The organism is Gimesia fumaroli, assembly GCF_007754425.1.
GTDB classification, from domain to species: domain Bacteria; phylum Planctomycetota; class Planctomycetia; order Planctomycetales; family Planctomycetaceae; genus Gimesia; species Gimesia fumaroli.
In genome coordinates this window covers 3260165-3282516 of record NZ_CP037452.1, presented here as the reverse complement: position 1 = coordinate 3282516, position 22352 = coordinate 3260165, and the positions used below count along the sequence as shown (strand labels likewise).

Here is a 22352-nt window from a genome sequence, read left to right as displayed (position 1 = left end):
CTTCGACACACAAATTGATCAAAGTTGACGTTCCCCTTAGTATCATTGACAATAGAAGCAACCTCTATGGTATGCTGATTGCTTCAATGGTTCCTGAAAACTCTTCAATTAAGCCGGGTTCGGGGTCAATCTTTTCTGATTAAACGCTATACTTTTGCAGATTCTTACACACTATCTTTCATCACCTCAATGATAAGCTTGCTTTTCATTCTCAGATAAAATGAGGATAATGAGAAGGAATCCGAAAACCAGATAATAAAGACCTCAAACCTTTATTCATGACAGAACTTGATTTTCACTATGCAAAACAAATTATTGATTTGTAATCATTTCCTGCAAAGAATCCACGTCTCCGGCTGCCTGTTGGTATTAGCCACTCTGATGTTGAATGGCTGCGGAGCAGAAACATACGAGCAACGACTTAATGAAACGGCTCAGTATTTCGCTTATGAAGACACCCGAAATCAGGCACTCTCCGATACGTGGTCTTCTCCCTCAGTCAGCATGCGGGTTCCCGTCGAATTTAAACAGATCAGTGGCCCACCAGCGGCTCCTGCTGCTTCAGAAAATTCTGAAACAGAAGTCCCCGAGCCGGCCCCAACTGTTGACCCCAGACAGCCCGACTATGTAGACCTTGTTTTACCTGGTCTGGAAGGTGCCTGGCGCGTGGAGGTTCCCGTAGAGTACGAAAAGGAAATAGTTGATCGTCCTGCTTACCTGTATGTCCTTAGCAACTACAGCCTGCTGAAGGAAAAAAACATGGATGCTGCGCTTCACTTCTTCGAAGATTTAAATAACCAAATCGCCAGTACATTTAATCAATTCATCAATAATGAAGATTTTAAAATAGAACGCTATCCAGAAGGAAAAGGATACATTGAGCCGAAATCATTTAATGTTGGGAAATTCAAACCTGAAATGCCAATTGACGGAGTCCCGTATCAATTCCAGATTTTCCAGGTTGAAAGTGGTAATAATCAGTTGGTGATTCTGCTCGTAGCCCCTGAAAACATTACAGGCCGATCTCAAATCAATGAGCAGATGAAGTATAGTCTGGAGACTGTCGAATTCGTGTCACCTCAATCCGGTAGTGGCCGATCCGATTCCGCAGCGAGAAGTAGTAAGTTTTAAGTAGAAACTGATTAATTGATTCAGTGCCAACTGAATTCTCCGTCCATTTCTGATTTCAAGATGAGTCTTTCCAATAGATCTATCTAACATATGTCATTAATTCACCCTGGTTTATTACTTGGAATCTTTCTGGCAATAATCCCGGTGATTTTACATTTTCTACTCCGATCAAAACCCAAAAAACTAATATTCCCTGCGCTGGCATTGTTGCAGCGGCGAAAAGTCCAGAACTCCCGGCGGCTGAAGTTACGGCATTTGTGGCTATTATTATTACGAATTCTCGTGATTGCGACCATTGTGATTGCATTGGCCAGACCTGCACTTCCCCCCGCCAATTACAATTTTTCGACGTACGAACTGATAATGCTGCTGACGATCACCTTGATTGCGGTTCTGACATACGCCTTCTTGATGCGACGCTTTCAGGAACAGCGGCTCTCTCAACAATCCTTAAATACGAAACGCACCTATTTGAGAGGTGGAGTAGGTGCGATTGCATTTCTGCTATTGCTCTTACTTGTCTTCTGGCCATACCAGCGTCGTATCTTCGCCGAAATATCAGAACCGCTACCTGCTGTCGCGGAAAATATTCCGGTGACTGCTGTCTTCCTGTTTGATACCAGCCTGAGCATGGATTACCGACAGGAAAATCATTCCCGCCTGGATCAGGCAAAAGAAATCGCCAGCCAGCACTTGAGTAATTTACCATCACAAAGCCGCGTCTCGGTTTTGGATAGTAGCAATGAAGACATCTCTCCCTACCAGTCTGATCTGGCAGCCGTTCAATCCAGAATCAAATCTTTGAAAACCTCTGCCTATTCACTCTTCCTGGACGACCGCTTGCGCACCGCCATCAATCGCCAGGAAGACGACTTTAAACGCAGCCAGGCTGAGCAACAGTCTTCCGCTTCAGGTTCAGACCAATACATCAGAGAAATTTATCTCTACACCGATCTTGCCCGTTCCGCCTGGAGAAGCCAACCTTCACAATTAATCAGACAGCAACTGGAAAAACTGAAGTGGCTGGGAATTTACGTCATCGATGTCGGAGTCACGAGCCCACAAAATATTGGCATCTCACAAATCAAACTCTCGCGTGAATCTGTCACGTTCGGAAATTCCGTCTCGTTAAAAACGGAAATCGTTTCTTCCGGGATTACCGCTGAAAACATACTCTTGGAACTCTTTACTCAAAATGAAAAAGACCAGTTAATCAAACGGGACCAAAGGCCACTGTCAACAGTGAGTTCCTCATCAGACTCTGCAGGAGAGAATAACTCCTCGGCATTAAACCGAGGATCGCAGTTGGAAATGAATATTCCCAACATCAGCCAACACATTACGCAGGGGGAATTACGAATTACATCATCTGACCCTTATCTTCCAGATGATGTGCGTTACTTTACAATTATCGCAGAACCTCCGCCAAAAATTTTGGTCGTCAGTCCCGATGCCAATTCAGCGCAAATATGGAGCGACGCCTTAGCCCCGGAAAAGCTTGTTGCTCTTAAGAAAAATCGATACCAGTGCCAGGTGGCTTCACTGAGTGAAATTGAAACGCTCTCGCTAGAACAATATGCAGCCATCTACCTGATTAATATTCCAGCGTTACCGGCAAACAGCTGGCGACTCTTTCGAGAATATACCGAAAATGGAGGTGGCATTTGTTTCATTTTAGGTAACGATGATGACGCGCCAGAATCAATGATCGTCTCGTTTAACTCAGAGCCAGCCCAGAAACTTCTCCCCTTGGAATTACTGGGTTCACTCAAATTCATCCCTCCGGAATTTTTAGATCTGGAAAACAATAAACATACGCTGTTTTCCTATTTTCAGAACTTGGGGGGGACCGCTGAGCTCTCCTCAATGGAAGTCAGCCGCTTCTGGCGTGTTCAACCAACAAACCGGGGTCAGGTAATTGCAACTTATACTGACTCCAGGCATTCGCCTGCGATTGTCGAACAGCCACTAGGACAGGGGAAAGTGGTTGTCATTACGACGGGAGTAGATTCCAAAGGCTGGAGCCAGCTGTTATTCGCACGCTGGTCCTATTTGGCATTCGCCGATCAATTGACTCGGTATCTCATTCACTCAAAGTCAAATAGAACGAACTATCTTGCCGGAGAAGTTGCCAGTTATCAATGGGCTGCTTCCGTTTCTTCACCGCAGGCATTTTTATTGAGAACTCCCGATTTAAAACAACTGCCGATCGAAGTCAAACCGGGCGCTCATCAGGTTTCCATTCCTGAAACTAAAATTGTCGGCCATTATCAACTGAGCGATAATTTCAGTAACCAGACCCGCTTATCGACAGGGTTCAGTGTGAATGTCTCCTCAAGAGAAAGTAATTTTCGTCCGCTCACTACGGAAGAACTTGATCAGATTCTCGGTAAAGATCGCTATAGCCTTACGCGTGATATGGAAGGGCTTAAACGAACCATTCGAACCGGGCGACTGGGAGTCGAAGTCTTTCCACTTTTGACTACCATTCTATTGATTTTTTTCTGTCTGGAACATTTTACTGCAAACTTTTTTTATGAAGTGGATCAATCCGCAGAAGTCTCTTCCTGAATTCAGCAGCAGTCTTCTCATATTATAGTCCGATATATCTCAAATCTGATATGAAACCAATCTTTGAACCAATCTGGTCCTGGCCCGTGATGATCCTCATCATCATTGCGCTGATCTCATTAGTTCTGGTTACTTATCCCCCACGGGTAAAACACTTCAACCCACTCTTAAGGAGGTCATTAATCGGCCTGCGGCTCTTGACTGTATTACTGCTTGCTTTCATGCTACTACGTCCCGCAATTGAACTGACAGATAAAACAACCAGACAATCCTGGTTATATATTCTTGCTGATTCCAGTCGCAGCATGCAGACAGAAGACGGTCCGGGAAGTGTCACGCGGCGACATGAACTGATAAAAACACTGACAACAGTCAATCCGCTGCTTGAAAACATGGATGAAAACATTGGAATCAAACGTTTTGATTTCTCAAAAGAACTTGTTCCCGTCGACAAATTTACGGAAGAGGCATCTGGAGAGCAGACAGCCATCGGTTATTCACTGGAGACGATTTCTTCACAATTACAACAAGAGCAACTTGTTGGCCTGCTTTTACTTTCAGATGGTGCGGAACGAACACTTCCTCCCTATGACATCGACGTCAGATCTCAGGCCAGTTACTTTGGTGATTCAGGCATCCCGATTTATACCATCGGCTTTGGTTCATCGACTCTGCAGGACTCGTCATTGGATCTGGTACTGGAAACTCTGGTTATTGATCCGCTGGTATTTGAAAAAAAGAGCACTCCCATCAGTGTGAAAGTACGCAGTCTCGGTGCTGCAAACCGTGACCTGACGGTCCGTCTGCTGGTAGAAGATCGCACGGGAAAGAAAAACGGGGAAGCAGGAAAAATGATTCCTGCGCCGAGCAATAGTAATTCACGTGTGGTGACACAGATTCATCCTACGCAAAATAATGAGCTCAACACGGTTGAACTCTTCTGGACTCCTGAGATACCGGGAGAATATAAGATTGCTGTCGAAGTTGTTCCTCTGGAGGGCGAAATTAAGCAGACCAATAACCGCCTGGAAACGATTGTCACCGTACAAAAGGGGGGATTGCAGGTCGCTTATTTTGATTCACTCCGGCCCGAACAGAAATTCATTCGCTCAATGAATGATCCTAAGATTCAACTGGACTATTTCCCCATTGGTAGCGGATTTTCTAACAGCGCCAAAAACTCCCGTCCTGACTTGAAGGATCTCTCGAAATACGATGTCTTTATCATTGGAGATGTTCCCGCCGATCTTCTTGGACCGACTGCACTCCGTAAAATTGCGAACCGGGTCGAGCAGGGCGCTGGCCTGTTGATGACAGGCGGTTACCACAGTTTTGGCCCGGGAGGTTATGCAGACACGCCGCTGGAAACTTTCATCCCGGTCCAGTTGCGCACCAGTGAAAAACAGGTGGGAAATAATATTGCCAAAGATTTGCATCATTTCCAGGACCTGAAAATGGTTCCAACTTCATTAGGCTTACAGCGATATGTGATGCAGCTGGACAGTTCTGCCGCTGCCAATCAGCGTATGTGGAATTCTCTGGCTCCCCTCAAAGGGGCAAATCGGTTAAGAAAAAAACACGACTTGGTGGAAATTCTAGCTCAATCTGCAGGGAACGAAGCAGTACCGCTCCTGTTTGCCTCTGAAGTCGTAGGCGGGCGCGTGAGGGTAATAGCATTTGCCGGAGACACCACTTTTCAATGGTTCCTCTCAGGCAATCGCAGGGAGCACGAACGATTCTGGCGACAGACGATTCTCTGGCTGGCGCATAAAGAAAATGATACCGAACAGAGCATCTGGGCACGCGTCTCCCCCAGAAATGTCCCCCCTGGAACGCACGTTCCGATTCAGTATGGTGCCCGTGATGCTGAAGGTAAACCTGTTTCGGACGTCAAATTTACCGTCCAGGTAAAAGGTCCTTCCGGAAAATCCAATCAGATGGAATCGATGGGCACAGGTGATTCTTCATCAACCACATTTTCAAAAACAAAGGAACCAGGCGATTACTGGGTCACCGTGCATGCCGAAAAAAATGGCAACTCCCTGGGATTTGACGCCACAACCAGATTCATTGTCGATCCCCGTGATCTGGAACTAGATAACCCTGCGGCCGACTATTCTCTGTTGGAAACGATTGCTTCCCTGTCCGGGGGCAGTGCACTCCCGCCAGAAGAATTAGAGAGCTTTCTGACGCGAATGAATAAAGAGAAATCATGGAACAAAACCCTGGTAAGGTACAGACGAATATCACTCTGGGACAACTGGTATTTCCTAGGCCTGTTCGTACTGATGCTGACCGGAGAATGGTTTTTGCGAAAAAAGAAGGGACTGGTTTAACTGTGTTTGAGGATTTGTTTACATTTCTCTCGAAAAAAACAGTAAAAAGGAATCTCATGAAAATTTCTGGAACATTAATACCACTCTCAGCGTCGATCATTCTATAATGGGTAGGGGAGAACACGCAGGCATTTCTATCTGGAAGCAGGCTTTCCATGTCAACGGCATCTGAATCGTCATCATCAACAGAAGACCGAGCAGGTCATTATGCCAAGTTCGATGAATACGTAGATTTTCAGGTTGCTAAAACAGGCTCACATATCAAAGCCAATGACCTGCTGACCACGGCTGTCGGAATTTCAACTATTTTTCTCGCCTACCTGCTGATTTTTGTGGTCTGCGATCATTGGCTTATCAAAGGTGGCTTTGGGCACACTTCCCGTCTTTTGATGTTGGCTGGAGTCGTAATCGCCTGCCTCGGCTGGGCAGTCTGGAAACTTGTCCTGCCGTATTTCAAAAAAGTGACCCGACTTTATTCGGCCCATGCTTTGGAACAGACATCCGAAGAGATGGAAGGCTCACTCCTGAATCTGATCGATTTGAAAAAATCAAATCGCCCTGTAAATCCGGAAATTATCAACTCGCTGGAAAAGAAAGCCGCGTTGACGCTTTCCAAAACGGATACCGAACAGGCCATTGATCGTCGTCCCTTAATGAAGCTTTCTTACGGGCTGCTCGCGGTGGTTGCGCTCTTATGCTTCTACGCGTTGTTCTCCCCCAAGGAGATCTGGCCTTCACTTTCCGCAGCGATGTCATTTTCTCCACAAAGAGAATTTGCCACACAGACCCAAATCAATTCCGTGACGCCAGGCAATACGGAAGTCCTCTCAGGTAGCCAACTGGAAGTGATCGTTGATCTGCGCGGCGAAGTCCCAGACAAAGTCATACTCTACTACACATCCAGTGACCAGGGCCGGGTGAATGAACCAGTCACCCTGCGTTCGATGGACGATACCTTAAAGCGATATCAAGGCGTGATTGTAGGTGTGAATGGACGGGGAATTCGACAGGAATTAAATTACCATGTCGAAGCCGGTGATGCCGTTTCCGATGAGTATCAGGTAAAAGTGATCCAACCACCGTCTGCGACTATCCATTCGGTGCGGTATGAATACCCGCAATACATGAATCTCGCACCGGTTGAACAGCCCGGCGGAGCCATCGACGCCTGGGAAGGGACGAAGGTCACGGTCGATGCAACAACAAATATGCCCATCACATCATTCGAAGTACTATTTTCGGATGAAGAGGATTCTGAGTCCTTACTGGAAGAATTTCAGATTCAGAAAACCATTGAAAAGAACACGATTACAGCATCCTGGAAACTAAAGCTACGTGCTGATGGCAGCTTCCCGCGATTCTATCAAATCAAATGCCGGAATGAAGCAGGCCAGACAACGCTTTCCCCCACCGTCTATCCGCTGGTCATTCGGCGTGATTTACCACCGGAAATCATTCTGCTTTCTCCCAAACAGGATTTAAAACTTCCCACTAATGGCACGGTCCCCATATCTGTCGTAGCAGAAGATCCGGATTTTAAAATCCGCTATCTTAACCTCAGGGTCGATAAAGAACAGATCCGGATTCTGGATAGAACTATTTTTGAAGGTTCTCAGCAGAGTGTCAGCCTGAATCAAGATTTCGCCTTGGAGCCACTGCGACTCACTCCGGGTGACACCATTTACTTCTGGGTAGAAGCCCGTGACAACAAACACCCTTCTGGAAACCGCAAAAACACACCGAAAATCAAAATCGAAATATTAGAGCCTGTTTCACGAGAAGAAGCCAAAAAACAACTTGAGGAACAGAAACAAAAAAACGCGCAGCAAAAACAAAAACCAGATTCACAACAAAAGAAGCAGCCGGAGCAAGGTGACAGTAAAGAATCAGAGTCCGGAAATAACCCTGCTTCCCAGCCAAAGCCTGACCCGGGAGAGAAAGGAAAGGACGGAGAAGAGGGTACAAAAGAAGAGAATCAAAGCAAAGAAGGAATGGGCCAGAAGAAACAAGATAAACAAGGCCAGCAGCAATCAGATTCAAAGGATCCACAAAAACCCGAAGAGAAGCAGGGTTTAGACAGCAGTGGCAAAGACGATCAGGAAGCAATTAAGAAAATCCTGGAAAAGCTGAAAAAAGAAGGACAGGAACCAGAGTCCGGTTCTGATCAGAAACAGCCCGGTTCCGAAAAGTCAGACTCTGGTGATCCATCATCAGACCAGAAAATGCAGGACCAGAAATCGTCAAATTCTTCTCAAAACCCAAATCAATCTCCTTCAAAAGCGGCTGAGAATTCCCAAGGCACTCCCAATGACTCAAAAAGCAAGGATTCCGTAGCACAACCTTCATCCAAGTCAAACAAGCTGGACCAGGACCCCAAAGGACAACAAAAGCCTAACCAAAGCGACTCGATCCCCCAAGGGAAAAAAGAACCGTCTGCCCCCTCGAACGATGCAAAGAAAACCAAATCGGACGGAGAGAACAAAGGCAAAGGCACACCCCAACACGATCCCGATGCCAAGCCTGAGAAGAGCAGTCAGAATGTTGAACGTGACCCCAAAAAGAAACCTGCGATGCGCCCTGGCAATAAAAATAAGTCTCCTGAAAATGAGTCTCAACAAGAACCCAATCCGGATGGGAATCAAAACCCTTCAACCCCAAAACCCGGCGATCCAACAGAGAACAAACCTCAAGACGGAATGAAAAAGCCAGCGAATTCGAATCAAAATCCGTCACCTTCAGGTCAGCAAAAACCATCGAACCAGAATTCATCCAAACAAAAGCAGGACCAACCCGATGGTTCGAATGCCCCACCAAAAGGCAATAACAATCCCACCGATCAAAAATCTAAACGGCCTCAGGATGGGGAAAGCGGTAACAGTTCGCAGAATGACCAGGGACAGTCCGGCAGTAAACAGTCAGGCAAAGGTGATTCCACCGGCCAAAAAGGGAGTCAGGAACAGAGCTCAAAAAAACAGGCATCCGACTCTAAACCGTCTATGGATCAAAACCAAAACCAGTCCGGCAAAAAAGGAGGACAGAAATCCGCGGGGAAAGGCAAATCCGGAGCAGGCCAAAAAGGCTCTCAATCCAGTGAGAAGGGTGGTTCTTCCCACGGGCAGGGGTCTGGAAAATCCAAAAGTGATCCGAAGCCAGGAGTCGGTTCCAGCACTGGTTCGAAATCCAATGATCCACAAGGAAGCAGTGCAACCAATGGAGGACAAAGCAGTGCCGAAGGTGATTCGAATGCGAGTTCAGGACAGAGTACCAGTCTTCCAGAAGCTGATGAAGCCAATCTGGAATATGGAAAGGAAGCTGCTAATCTGGTTCTGAAACGAATTAAGGATGAGCTAAAACGTAAAAACGTCGATCAGGATTTGTTGAATGAACTGGGTTGGACAAAAGATGAAATGCAGAAATTTTCTGAACGGCTGCAAAAACAACTCCAAACACCGGACAACGACCAACTGTCACCCGAATCACTGGCTCGGAAGCGTCAGTTTGAAGAGATGCTAAAATCACTCAAACCCGCTTCCCGTGCAACACAACGCAAGCGAACAAGTACGCGAAAACAGACCAACGAGAGTCTTGGTCCCCGCCGTCTGCCTGTTCCCGAAGAATACCGCGAAGCCTATGAGGCATTTACGCGAGGCTTGGCTGAGAAAAAAGCATCCGACCAATAGAACTCTTATGACAAGAGCAGTTCCAGATCGTCACTCGACAGGTTCTTCAGAACGCTCTGGTTCTCTTCCAGGATCGCATCTGCCAGTTCCCGTTTTTGTTGTTGAAGTTCGGTGATCTTTTCTTCGACGGTATTCCGACAAATCAGCTTGTAAGCAAAGACACGTTTTGTCTGCCCGACGCGGTGTGCCCGGTCGATAGCCTGGGTTTCCACAGCTGGATTCCACCAGGGATCGAGAATGAACACATAGTCGGCGGCAGTCAGATTCAACCCCAAGCCTCCAGCTTTCAAACTAATCAGGAAGACACCACAGTCTTTATCCGTCTGAAACCGATCGACGCGTTCCTTGCGGTCACGAGTCTGCCCATCCAGGTATTCATAGACAACATTTTTCTGATCCAGATGTTCCTGAACAATAGACAACATGCTGGTAAATTGTGAGAAGACCAGTGCCTTGTGGCCTTCTTCAATCAATTCTTCCAGATGTGGAATCAATACATCCATTTTTGCAGAGGCATCCAGAGCCTGACCACGCTCCAGAAGAGCAGGGTGACAGGCTGCCTGCCTCAGACGCAACAATGCTTCCAGTACATGAATTTTGGTCTTACCCAGGCCCTTTGACTCGACCATACCCAGAATCGAGTCTCGGTAGTGTTGTCTGAGTTCATCGTAAAGCCGGGATTGATCCTTACCCATATCGCAATACAAAGTCTGTTCAACTTTTTCAGGCAACTCGTTGGCCACTTGCTCTTTGGTTCGCCTTAAGATGAATGGCCGAAGTGCATTTCCCAACAATACGCGTGCATTTTTGTCTTCAATATCATTGGTGTAAGCTTTAAATACAGAACTGCGTCCCAGCATCCCCGGATTCAGAAACTCAAAGATTGACCAGAGATCACCTAAATGATTCTCAACAGGTGTACCGCTCAAAGCAAGCCGGTGCTTTGCCTGAAGCAGGCGCGACGCTTTCGCAACCTGTGAGCCAGAGTTCTTGATCATCTGGGCTTCGTCGAGAACAGCGTAGTCAAACTGGATATCTTTAATTTGCGTAATATCCCGACGCATTGTTCCATAGGTTGTTAATACCAGGTCGTAATCGGTTAGCTGCTCTACCAGCTTACTGCGATCGCCACCTGCGTATTCAATCACCTTCAGTTCAGGAGTAAACTTGGAAGCTTCCTGCATCCAGTTAAACATCAGCGATTTCGGCACGACAGCCAATGAAGGAAGATGCTCCTCGCGTGCCTTTTTGCGTCTTAGTAATAGGGCAAGCAGTTGAACGGTTTTACCCAGCCCCATGTCATCAGCCAGACAACCACCAAAATGGAAATCCTGTAAAAACTGGAGCCAACCTAAACCTTCAAGCTGATACTTACGTAATCCACCTTCAAATCCCTCAGGTTCTTTATCGATGGAAATACCGGAGAAGGAATGAATTTTTTCACGGATCTCATCAAATTTTTCATCAGTTTCGACGAATTCCTGGGCATTGAGCAGGGCATCCAGCAAAGCAACCTGATTAGGTGCAAAGCGAAGATGGTCTTCATCGGTCACACCAATTCCGGCAAGAATCCCATACTGTTCGATCCACTCTTCAGGAAGAATCCCCAGAGAACCATCGTCGAGTCGGATAGAGGAGTCACCGCGTGCCAATGCAGAGAGTAGTTCCGGAAACTGAACAGTCTGGCCTTCAAAATCGATATCTGCATGTAACTCGAACCAGTCAATACCAGACTGAACTTTAAAGAGCATCTCGGTCGGCTGATGAACCTGTTTTCCATCTGCCCGGACTGCCCAGCCTTCTTTGATCAAATCACGAACCGCATTGCCCAGGTCGCGTGCAGAGATTTCAACGTCGCGCCCCTGAATCCGACGATCTAATAATCGGCGGAAACCACTGTCCTGCAGCAGAGTCCAGGCCTTCGATTCCTTTTCCCGATCACGAAGAATACATCGTTTTTCTTCGCGATCCACAATGGCCCATTGTGTACTTGACCCTGAGACCAAATGCTCCAGGTAATTGAAATGTACTTCGCCGTACAGGCGATCCTGTTGCCAACGTTTTTTCTGAGGAGAATGAATTAACAATTCCGGAAGAGGGTCACAGGTCACTTCTTCCAGATGCAATTCATCCGGTAATTCCAGTCTAGGCAAAACCGGCATATCCAACAATCGATCAACCAGTTCCTGCTGTTCTCCATCATCAACTTCAATTGTCTGGTTATGCTGGATCATTTTAATCCAGGGAAACGCATCGTAATCTTCCAGTGGAGTAATCTTATCGTGAGTTAAGACCAGACCACCAGCGACGATCAATCGAGCCGATGAGATTTCCAGAACCTCATCGCCGCGTTTTAAATGACCGCCTAACTTCCAATTGGATTCATCTCTGTCGTGCTCGACCCCCATACAGAATTCCCAGGAGTTTTCACCATCCCAGACCAGAGAATCAACATCATCAGGCTGACGATCCATGTAGCGGACATGCCCTGTTCCACACATCAGGGGCAAGATTAACTCGCATAATTCAAAGGGAATCCGATACCGAAAGGCAGCAACCTGTGTTTCTGTTTGTTGTGCCCGCCAATTTGTTCTTTCCGGAGTCCCTCCGGAAAGATAAGCCAGAATCCGGCGGTCGTCTTCGTGTTCAACTTCCTGCAGTTGGCCTGCTTTCAGCTTGAGTGGTTTAAGTTTGCCCCACTGACCATTTGCCCGGCGTTGGCGCTGGGAAGTCTGAACCACAAGCTGCCCTGATTCCTGACTCTCCTCGACATCAATCTCATAGAAGATTTCACGTTCCTGTTGTGTTGTCTTCGAGAGAACCGGCGCCATGGCAAACTCATTCTTGAGTTCCACTAACCGCGATTCCCATTCACGCAGCCGAGGCTTTGAGCTAACCGCTGTCGACTGGCTGCTGCCAGATTTTGATTTCCTTGAGCGCGGGCTTCCGATCTCAAAGTCTGCTGGCATTGTAAAGTCTAAATCATCCGCTTCGTCATCAAATGAGAGTGGCGCGTTCTCAATGATGAACGGGGGAATGTAGCCTGGCTTGACAGCCCCGGTGAGATAACCAGCATCATCGACGGCCAGAATCGAAGCCCAGAGATGTTTACAGACATTGAATTTCTGAAACTGATCGCAGGTGCAATAGGTCTTCAGGTTACCATCATCGCGTGATAACTGTGTCTGATATTCGACACCATCACGGACGACAGCAAAGATATGATCAGCTGTAATACGAGTGAGTTCAACGCGTTCCGCTTCAATATATGCGGCACCGCGAAAACGGATATCTGCACGAAATTGATTTTCAAGCAACTCTGCCAACGTCATGGACGGCCTCCTGCCTGATCCCAAAACGCAATTCGCATTCTTGAGACTCTCTCATTTATCTGCATAAGTCAGTCCTGAATCGATCTTGGACCAACGATATTATCGGTCGGAACATAAATTTCTGATCTTTTGACTTTCACAAAAAAAGTCAAAAAGGCCTGTGAGAGAAATCTGAGAGATCTCCCCTCAACTCCCCACCAAAGCGCATCTTACGAGGTTACTAGATCCACGCTGCTTTTGACCAGTCAATCTGGTCGGATTTCTCATGAATTTTCGACTTCCATGAAAAAAGAATGTGAACATTCCATTATCTTAAGGAGTCTCTGAAGTTCACCCCCTTGAGACTAGGCGAATCATAAAAAGTGTGATATACGACTTTCACAGAACACCAAGTCGTTTCACTTTTTGCAAAACATATTTATATAATTAGTTTTCATTGTTAGCTCGTCCAAATTTCGAAGTTCAACAGCCTGGCGCGGGCTCATCTGAAAGCATGATTGTCAATGGAAAATCTTCACCAAACTCTCAGCGAACAGGAAGTGATTCAGTGGTTTGAATTAAATCTTCCTGTTGAGGACTATCGAAACAAAAGTATTCTGCTGATCGTTCCAGATGCAACTCGTACTGCTCCGCTGCCGCTACTTTTTTCTACGTTCCATCGCATACTCAGTCCCGTCGCTAAACGGATTGACATTCTGGTCGCTCTAGGCACACACCCCCCGATGCCCGAAGCAGACATTTGCCGCTTACTCGGAATTTCCGAGAGTGCCAGACAAACCGAGTACAAAGATGTCGGGCTTTATAACCACGAGTGGGACAATCCTGACAGACTCACCGAAATCGGAACGCTCACTAAACAGCAGACATCAGAGATTTCCTCAGGACTTCTGGAAATGGAAGTCCCCGTCACGATCAATGCGCGCACTAAGAATTATGACATTCTGCAGATCATGGGACCCGTTTTCCCGCATGAAGTTGTCGGCTTTTCGGGTGGTAGTAAGTATTTTTTCCCCGGAATTTCTGGTCCGGATCTATTGAACTTTTTTCATTGGCTTGGCGCCCTGATTACAAATGTCGGAATCATTGGAGTCAAACAGACTCCAGTTCGTGATGTTGTCAATCGCTCGGCTTCTATGATCCCGAACGAAAAGCGCTGCATCACTTTTGTCGTTGCACCAGATAGTTCGCTGTATGGTCTGTTTTATGGCACGCCGGAAGCAGCCTGGGAATCTGCGGCTGATCTATCCGGCCAGATTCATATCAAACGCAAGCCGCAACCATTCAAGCAGGTTCTGTCTTGCGCCCCGCTAATGTACGATGAATTATGGGTCGCCGGAAAATGTATGTACAAGCTGGAACCGGTTGTCGCAGATGGTGGTGAATTAATTATCTACGCCCCACATATGAAAGAAATATCCATCACACACGGAAAGCTGATTGAAGAAGTCGGCTATCATGTTCGGGATTATTTCACGAAACAGTGGGATCAGTTCAAGGATTACCCCTGGGGAATTCTGGCACACTCGACCCATGTCAGAGGAACTGGAACGTTTGAAGACGGCGTTGAATATCCTCGAGTACAAGTGACTCTGGCCTCACAAATTCCACCGGAACTCTGTCAGAAAATTAATCTTGGCTACCGGGATCCCAACAGCATTGATATTGAATCATTTGCAAATCGGGAAGAGGAAGGGATTCTTCTTGTCCGAAAAGCAGGGGAGCACCTTTACCGCCTGGAAAACGAGTAACCTGCTCTCAATATCACTAATCGCTATTATGATTTTCTAATTGGTTATCAGACTTAAAATCAAAAAAATTGAAGACGAAATTATGCCTATCCATTCAGAACAATTTGAATTAAAAGCACGTTTAGAAATGGCTTTATTGGCTTCCGAAAAAGCCAGTGATCTGATTCTGCAACATTACCAGTCTCCTGATCTTCAGGTCGATCGCAAAAGCGACGACTCTCCTGTGACAATTGCAGACCGGGGTGCTGAAGAAATCCTAAGGGCAGAAATCACGCTTGCGTTTCCAGATGACAGTATCATGGGAGAGGAATTGCCGGCCGTTGAAGGCACCAATGAATTCAAATGGATTCTGGACCCAATCGATGGAACCAAACCATACACTCAAGGGGTCCCATTATTTGGAACCCTGCTGGGACTGGAAGAAAATGGAAAGCTGGTCATGGGAGTCTGTCGCTTCCCTGCACTGGATGAAGTTGTCTATGCCATCAAAGGTGATGGTGCGTGGTGGAAAATTAGAAATCAGGAACCACGACGCGCCAAAGTCTCTGACAAATCAAAACTGTCGGAATCTGTCTTTTGCACGACAACCATGACCCGCTGGGAAACGATTGGTAAACAGAAGGCGTATGAGTATCTTTGCCGTAATTCCTACCTGGCACGGGGCTGGGGCGACTGTTACGGCCATATGCTAGTGGCAACTGGACGTGCCGAAGTCATGATAGATCCGGTTCTGAGCCCCTGGGATGCAGCGGCATTGGTACCGATTCTGGAAGAAGCAGGGGGACATTGGATCGACTTTGACGGAAATCCTTCGATTTACACGGGCAATGGTATGGCCGTCAATGCAGCCTTGAAAGACGAGGTCCTGCAGATCATTTCCCAATAATTCGGATTTTTTGACTGGAATCGGCCTTATTTGAAGTCCCATTGATCCGAGTCCCCATTGTTTGCTACGATCTCAGGTGAAAGGATTTCGCCTCACAGATTCCAGAATTGTACCGCAACTTCAGGGAAGAATACGTATGGCCGGTTACAAGGAACATATCAGCGTCAGTGGTTTACTGGGAATCGGATACGGTACGGTTTCCACTTTCTTCTTTGGTTTCACTCCCACTCAGGGAGTTCTATCGGGTGTCTTGTGCTGGATCGGTGGTATGCTGCCCGATCTGGACTCAGAAACAGGACGCCCGATTAAAGAGCTATTCAGCCTGACAGCTGCTATTGCTTCATTTGTCGCGATGCGGAGTATGATCCGCGTCAGCACTGATCCTGATACCGCCATCCTGGTCGCCGTCGTGACCTATGCAGCGGTTCGATATGGCGGTTCCTTTATTCTAGGAAAATTTGCTGTTCACCGCGGAATGTTTCACAGCCTGCCTGCGTTGATGATTGCCGGTGAGGCCGTATTTTTAACCTATACCAGTGATTCCTACGCCGTCAAATTTCTCATGGCGGGCGGAATCTCACTCGGATTCCTCTCTCACCTGGTACTTGATGAAGTCTATAGCGTAGAACGCAAGGGAGTGATACTCCGTTTGAAAAAATCTTCTGGCAGCGCACTGAAGTGGTTCGGTAAAGGTCTGTTTGGAAATGCTGTCGCATATGCGATCTTACTGACAATGACCTATATCACTTTGGTGGAATCAGGTGTCCTGGTTCCACCGCAACAAGTGGCTCCCACGAAACAAGCTCCACCTCCCATCCAACAGGCATCTCCGTTCAAAACAACGGAACGCTTTTGAATTTCTTGTTAATCGACAGCAAGCAATAGAATCCCGATAGCCGGCCCTTTATAATCGAACTCCATTTCGTGGTTCGAGTTTGAATTGCGTCTTTCATGGATCGTCATTTCAGAGGATATCAGGATATGAAAATTGCCGGCGTACAAATGGATGTTTCTCTGATGTCAAAAGAAGAGAACCTCGCGCGCATCATAGAAAAAATGAATGTGACAGCTGGCGCGGGAGCAGATCTCACAGTATTCCCGGAATGTGTAATCACCGGTTACTGCTTTGCCAGTCTGGAAGAGGCGATCCCTTTTGCAGAAACGATCCCTGGTCCTTCTACAAACCGGTTGCAGCAAATATGTCGCGAACTGAAGCTCTCGGTTGTAGTGGGGATGCTGGAACATGCGGCACAAGGCGTCTATAACGCTGCTGTTCTCATCACTCCTCAAGGAGTTATGGGCAGCTATCGCAAAATACACTTGCCTTATCTGGGAGTAGATCGGTTTGCAACTCCCGGCAATCGAGAATTTGCCGTCTTCGAACACCCCCAGGCGAATATTGGCCTCAATATCTGCTACGACAGTGCCTTCCCGGAATCGTCCCGCATCATGTCGCTTCAAGGTGCTGATTTCATCGCGCTCCCTACAAACTGGCCTTCAGGTGCAGAGTGTATGGCAGAGCATGGAGTCAATATGCGCGCAATGGAAAACGGAATTTATTATTGTGCGATCAATCGAGTTGGACATGAGCGCGGGTTTCAATTTATCGGCAAAAGCCGCATTTGTTCGCCTTCCGGAGAGACATTAGCGAGTGCCTCCGGAACAGACGAAGAAATTCTTTACGCGACAATCGATCCTGCCATCTCACGTAACAAAAGGGTAGACCGAGTCCCCGATAAACACGTGATTGACCGCATGGCTGACCGACGCCCTGAAATGTATGCGAAAATTGTTGAGCCGCATGGATTGCAACCGCCTCATCGTGACTGAAGTGCCAAAGTTGTCTTGCAAAAACAATCGATCTGAGAAGCACAATAAACTCTTTTTTGGCACAATCTGTGCTGTTATAATGCGATCTCAAGCAATCGCCACTCTCTATTTTTAGATAGGTGCTTCGCTTTCAGAAATCACAGGCAACCAAAATGATGTTACTGATTCCATACATTTTGAGCCAACTTGTATCAATATTTGAACAACCAACACGATTACTGGCGGAAGATCACATATCCTGTCTTTTTCGAAATGATGCAAATGAGTTCCAGACTGTTTCAAAATCTGATCGCAGCTTTGGTACTCGCCATCGTCTCCGCGATCTGCTTTCAGGCTCTCGTGCTCAATCCGACTGATGTTCTGGTTGGCTCTCAGGATCACGGTCACAACGACACCACGAATCAATTTATCGCCTTCAAAAGTTACCAAAAGATCTGTTTTGAGCAGCATGATCAATTTCCATTCTGGAACCCTTATTCACTCCTTGGCATGCCCTGGCTGGGATCCCCGCAATCATCACTGTTCTATCCACCAAACTGGGTCTTCTTTTTCAGTAATGCATTAACCACTATCAGCTGGATGCTGGTTTTCCATCATTGGTGGGCTGGCTGGGGCGCTTATTTACTCGGTCGAAAATATAAACTCTGTTTCTTCAGTTGTCTTTTGTCGGGCATTATTTTTCTGGCAGCGCCTTATTTTGTCGCAAAAACGGGAGAAGGACATTACACGTCGATCACGCAAATCGCCTGGTTCCCCTGGATCTTATATGGTTATGAACTTTTAATTGAACGACGCAAAAAAGCGGTTCCCATTCTGACACTTCTCATTTCTCTGGCATTTTTCTGTGGACATGTTCAGGAACTGTATTACCTGCTTCTATTTCTTACATCTGCAATCGTAATTGAGTCATTGATGGCCTTGATACAGAATAATAAGACGCGACAGCCTGATCAAACTTTAAGTCAAGAAAACGAACTTGTGACTTCGTATACTCCAGTCTCAGCAGTTAGTATCAGCCGAGGCTGGTTTTTCGCTGGACTGCTGACGATTGGGTTGGTTGCCATCGATCTGATTCCTGTTTCGATTTATACTCAACAAGCAGTCAGATCAGGGGGAATTGACCTGAAAGCGCTACAAAGCGGCAGCCTTGCTGTTCCCAGTCTGATACAGTTACTGGACCCGTTTGTCTGGGGAGGGCCAGATCAATACCAGGGACCAGGCGGCTATTACTGGGAAACGGTTTGCTATTTTGGATGCCTGCCACTAATACTTGCGTGTCTGGGTTGCGTAACATCCATTCGAAACCGAACGGTTCTCCGACTTACTTTGATTGGATTCGCGGCCTTCTTACTCGCATTCGGCCCCCATCTCCCTTTTTACACGCTCTGCTATAATGTTATCCCCGGCTTTTCCATGTTTCGTATTCCCGCGAGACTCATGTGGATTTGCTCGCTGGTAATTGCCATGCTGGCCGGTTTTGGTTGTGAAACTATCGGCTCTCTCTTCTTAAATTCAAGCAGAAAAAAATTTCGCAATCTTTCCCTTATCTGTTTCGCCGCAGGTTTAGTTTGCCTGACAAGTCTGATGATCTCTTCTGGAGGACTGGTTTCTCTGAGCCTCAACCCGGGACAAATCATGAAACTGCAGCTGGTCTCAATCACGATTGCAGTCATGGGAGTTGCTGCAGCGATTTTCTCGGCGTGTCTTTCTCGTAAGACAGCAATCAGCGGCCTGATTCTGCTGTGCATCCTCTGTACCTGGGAACTTTCTCTACATAGCGCGCAGATTTTAAGAACCATTCCTCAGACCTCATTTCGTGAGGGCACCAAGATCGTCGATTTCTTAAAAGAGAATCAGGGACAGCATCGCGTCCTGGTTGGCCAGAAACTGCTGAGCGACCGGGAAGCATGGAAACATCAGATTCTGAAAGTACAGGGATATGAGCCAGTGCCGCTTGTCCGCCTCGGCCTGCTGGCAGCGGCTACATTCCCTCAACCTGACGCTTCGCTGATGATGGCAGGCTATGCTGAACCCCAACTCAACACAGCAAGACAGCCACTGCTGAATCTAATGAGTATCAAATACGCGATCCTGCAAACCGATCAAAAGATCGAACTCGCTGGCTGGAAAATAGTTGAACAGGGAACCATTCCAGAAGAGTTTGCGTTCCGAAACTCTGAACCAGCCCTAATCCCTTACTTGATTCTGGAAAATACTGATCCGCTTCCAAGGACATTTTTGACCGGTATGGCGAAACCGTTAAATCCCAATGAGCAAAGCAAACAAATTGTTGATTCGATTGCCAACGTGCAGCCGCGGAAAGAAGTCCTCTTGTCGCAGGATGTTCTTCCTGCAGGGAAACGTCAAACTTACAAGAAGGCTGAAATATCGAACGCCTCTCCCAATCAGCTTCTAATTATGACGGAACTGGATGCCCCCGGGTATCTCATTCTTTCCGATATTTTCTACCCGGGATGGACTGCACGAATTAAAGAAGCGGAAGTTCCTGTTTTACCTGCTGATTTTTCATTGCGAGCCATTCCACTACCAGCTGGCAAACATCAGGTTCAACTCTCTTATGAGCCTCCTGGATTCAAAATCGGGTGTATCATCACAGTGACCACCCTTGCCATCATTTTGATTTTATTGCTCATGCCGTTTCGCTCTGAGAAAGCAACCAAGACAAACGAAAACGTACTCGACGTCAACAAATAACCTATAGTGGTTGCTCACTGTTATGGGGCATGATTCAGAATGAGACTAGTGGAGTATCATATTTCAATTTTGAAATAATGGATCTCACGAGAGTGCGACAACGGAGCACGTAAACAACACTCCCCACCCTCAATTTCCAGCTTGACAAAGCACTAGCTAGACGGTTTCTCTGAATTCTGTTTTTTCTGGCGTTTAAAGAATTCCTGGACTCGATCTTCAGTGGGCACTTTTCCGCTTCCCATAAATTTTCCCATGGGACGCTCGATTTTATGGACCAGATAACGTCCTGAGCGAAAGACAACAGGATGCGACCAGGGATAGGCACCTTTCAAACTGACAGGATATTGTGGAGGTGTCAGTTGCTCCGAACTCGACGATTTCGCCAAAGCAGAATCGCGGTTGAAGCCACTATCAATCAGATCCGTGACTACAAATTTTTGCGGACTTTCCTTCACAGCGGCATACAATTCGTTTCGATGGTTCGGACAAAAGATCAAAACCGAATCAAAAAAGACAAATCGTGTTGCAGGTTTTACACTGAGCTCTGGATACAAATACACCAGGGTGCTGTTATAACAATGTAAATCTTCGTCTTTTAAGTCTTGTGTTTTCAAATACTGTTTGACAGCTTCCAGATCTTCCCAATCGACCTGCACCAATAAAGCCAATTTTGATTTTAAATGGGCATTACTGGAATTCATGACACAGGTCTTCCACAATCTGGCCCGCTCGGGCTTGAATGCCGGACAAGAGAGCACCACCATCATCAGGAAAAACGCCATTCCCCCTTTCCAGCCCCAGGATAAGGAGCATTCCTGAAAACGACTTCCTAAATAACCACCAATGACGGTGATCGCCAACAGATGGGAAGGGGGATGCACATAATCAAACAGATGCTGGAACGCAAACGACTGAAATAACCAACCCAGATACATGAAAGCCAAAAGAACCGAGTCTCGCTGCCCCGGTTCAGCCGGAAAGTCCGTTTCAGAATTCCTGCTATTGCTCCAGTACGTTTTCAATGCCAGCAATGCGAGTGGGACCGCAATCAGATGCAGCAAGAACCAGGGATAAAATCGATACAAAAACTGGACAAAACGCAATGACTCCCATCCTGATTTCCGTGCTGCTACATACTCAGGATTCCATTCCGTAAACGTTTCATAAAACGCAGGCCAGGCACCATTCTGCCACATCCAGAAGATACCAATTCCCCCCAGAAACAATCCTCCCAGCAATAAGCTGGAGAAATCAATCATTAATCTGCGGAAATGGCGGATCATCAGTTGGGACCCAATCCAGACACACAACGCGGGAACCGCAACGAACGGTTTCACCCAAAAAGCTGCCGCCCAGAAAAGCCCTTCCAGGAACGCCCAGCCCCAAATCGATGCAAAGGAAACCTGCTGACTACGATTGATCAGTCGATCTGTCTGTTTTCGTCTAAGCCAGAGTGCCGCCATGGAAGGAAGCAGGATCAATGTATCACGTTGAAAGTGAGACCATTCAGAGATGGAAAAATAAAACGAGAATAAAGCAATTCCAACCCAGAGCATTCCAGACAGAGAAAGGTGATTTCTGCGATTCCACAGCATTAACAGAAAAGCCGTACCGCTGAAAATGACGAGATCAACAGCTCGTATCGCGTCAGAACTCATTCCTACGAGGGAACGAACCAGCATATGAACCCAGACGATCCCCGGCAGATTTGTCTCAAACATATCCTGATACATGGTTCCCCCGTTGAGAACCATTTGGGCCTGCAAATCGTAGAGCACCACATCAGTTGCCAGCGGCATTCTAATGAACAATGGGACATTGAGAATCAGAATCAGTAAGAAAATCACGGCTGCTGCCCATGTAAATGCTGTGATTTGACCTGTTCGCTGATTTCCCACCATTTAAACTCCACGCAAGTACACTGTTTACTTCAATTCTGCAGATCAGAACCAAGAAACACTATAGACGGAATAAGCAGCATAGGTAAAATAAATATATTACGTTTGGACGAAAATCTGCCATTTTTGTCAGGTACATGCAGAGTTCTCCTGATTGCACTGTTATGCTGAGCCCCATCAGAGGTCTGTTTGATAACTATTACGATTGAATTTCTGTATTTCCAA

Annotated in this window: 11 protein-coding genes; 9 read left to right on the top strand and 2 right to left on the bottom strand. The window is 46.8% G+C overall.

Annotated features, from left to right (window positions below; all coding sequences use genetic code 11):
• The first annotated feature begins 300 nt into the window (after positions 1–300).
• From Enr17x_RS12425 to Enr17x_RS12410, 4 genes are all read left to right on the top strand, one after another.
• Complete coding sequence (locus Enr17x_RS12425; RefSeq protein ID WP_145309148.1) at positions 301–1131, top strand: hypothetical protein; 831 nt, start codon at positions 301–303, stop codon at positions 1129–1131.
• A 90-nt stretch (positions 1132–1221) separates the two neighbouring features.
• Complete coding sequence (locus Enr17x_RS12420) at positions 1222–3702, top strand: vWA domain-containing protein (protein WP_145309146.1); 2481 nt, start codon at positions 1222–1224, stop codon at positions 3700–3702.
• Positions 3703–3752: 50 nt separating this feature from the next.
• Entirely contained in the window at positions 3753–6038 is a 2286-nt protein-coding gene (locus Enr17x_RS12415; RefSeq protein WP_145309144.1) for a glutamine amidotransferase, read from the top strand.
• A gap of 155 nt (positions 6039–6193) precedes the next feature.
• Entirely contained in the window at positions 6194–9718 is a 3525-nt protein-coding gene (locus Enr17x_RS12410; RefSeq protein ID WP_145309142.1) for a hypothetical protein, read from the top strand.
• 5 nt (positions 9719–9723) lie between these two features.
• Here the strand turns inward: Enr17x_RS12410 and Enr17x_RS12405 are convergent, their stop codons facing one another.
• Positions 9724–13050 carry a DEAD/DEAH box helicase gene (locus tag Enr17x_RS12405; RefSeq protein ID WP_145309139.1) on the bottom strand — a complete coding sequence of 1109 codons (3327 nt, stop codon included), beginning with the start codon at positions 13048–13050 and terminating at the stop codon, positions 9724–9726.
• A 503-nt stretch (positions 13051–13553) separates the two neighbouring features.
• Here Enr17x_RS12405 and Enr17x_RS12400 point away from each other — a divergent pair.
• The 5 genes from Enr17x_RS12400 to Enr17x_RS12380 all read left to right on the top strand — a co-directional run bounded on the left by Enr17x_RS12400 (position 13554) and on the right by Enr17x_RS12380 (position 20229).
• Positions 13554–14798: a lactate racemase domain-containing protein gene (locus Enr17x_RS12400; RefSeq protein ID WP_145309137.1), complete on the top strand. Its 1245-nt coding sequence runs from the start codon at positions 13554–13556 to the stop codon at positions 14796–14798.
• A gap of 82 nt (positions 14799–14880) precedes the next feature.
• On the top strand, positions 14881–15684 hold the full coding sequence (locus Enr17x_RS12395) for an inositol monophosphatase family protein (protein ID WP_145309135.1): 804 nt from the start codon (positions 14881–14883) through the stop codon (positions 15682–15684).
• A gap of 136 nt (positions 15685–15820) precedes the next feature.
• On the top strand, positions 15821–16540 hold the full coding sequence (locus Enr17x_RS12390) for a metal-dependent hydrolase (RefSeq protein WP_145309133.1): 720 nt from the start codon (positions 15821–15823) through the stop codon (positions 16538–16540).
• Between the two features lie 125 nt (positions 16541–16665).
• A complete protein-coding gene (locus Enr17x_RS12385; protein ID WP_145309131.1) occupies positions 16666–17514 on the top strand; it encodes a carbon-nitrogen hydrolase family protein in 849 nt (282 codons plus the stop codon).
• A 261-nt stretch (positions 17515–17775) separates the two neighbouring features.
• On the top strand, positions 17776–20229 hold the full coding sequence (locus Enr17x_RS12380; RefSeq protein WP_198001123.1) for a YfhO family protein: 2454 nt from the start codon (positions 17776–17778) through the stop codon (positions 20227–20229).
• Between the two features lie 152 nt (positions 20230–20381).
• Here Enr17x_RS12380 and Enr17x_RS12375 read toward each other — a convergent pair whose 3' ends face one another.
• Positions 20382–22130 (bottom strand): hypothetical protein, encoded by a 1749-nt coding sequence (locus Enr17x_RS12375; RefSeq protein ID WP_145309127.1) that lies wholly within the window; start codon positions 22128–22130, stop codon positions 20382–20384.
• Positions 22131–22352: the final 222 nt, after the last annotated feature.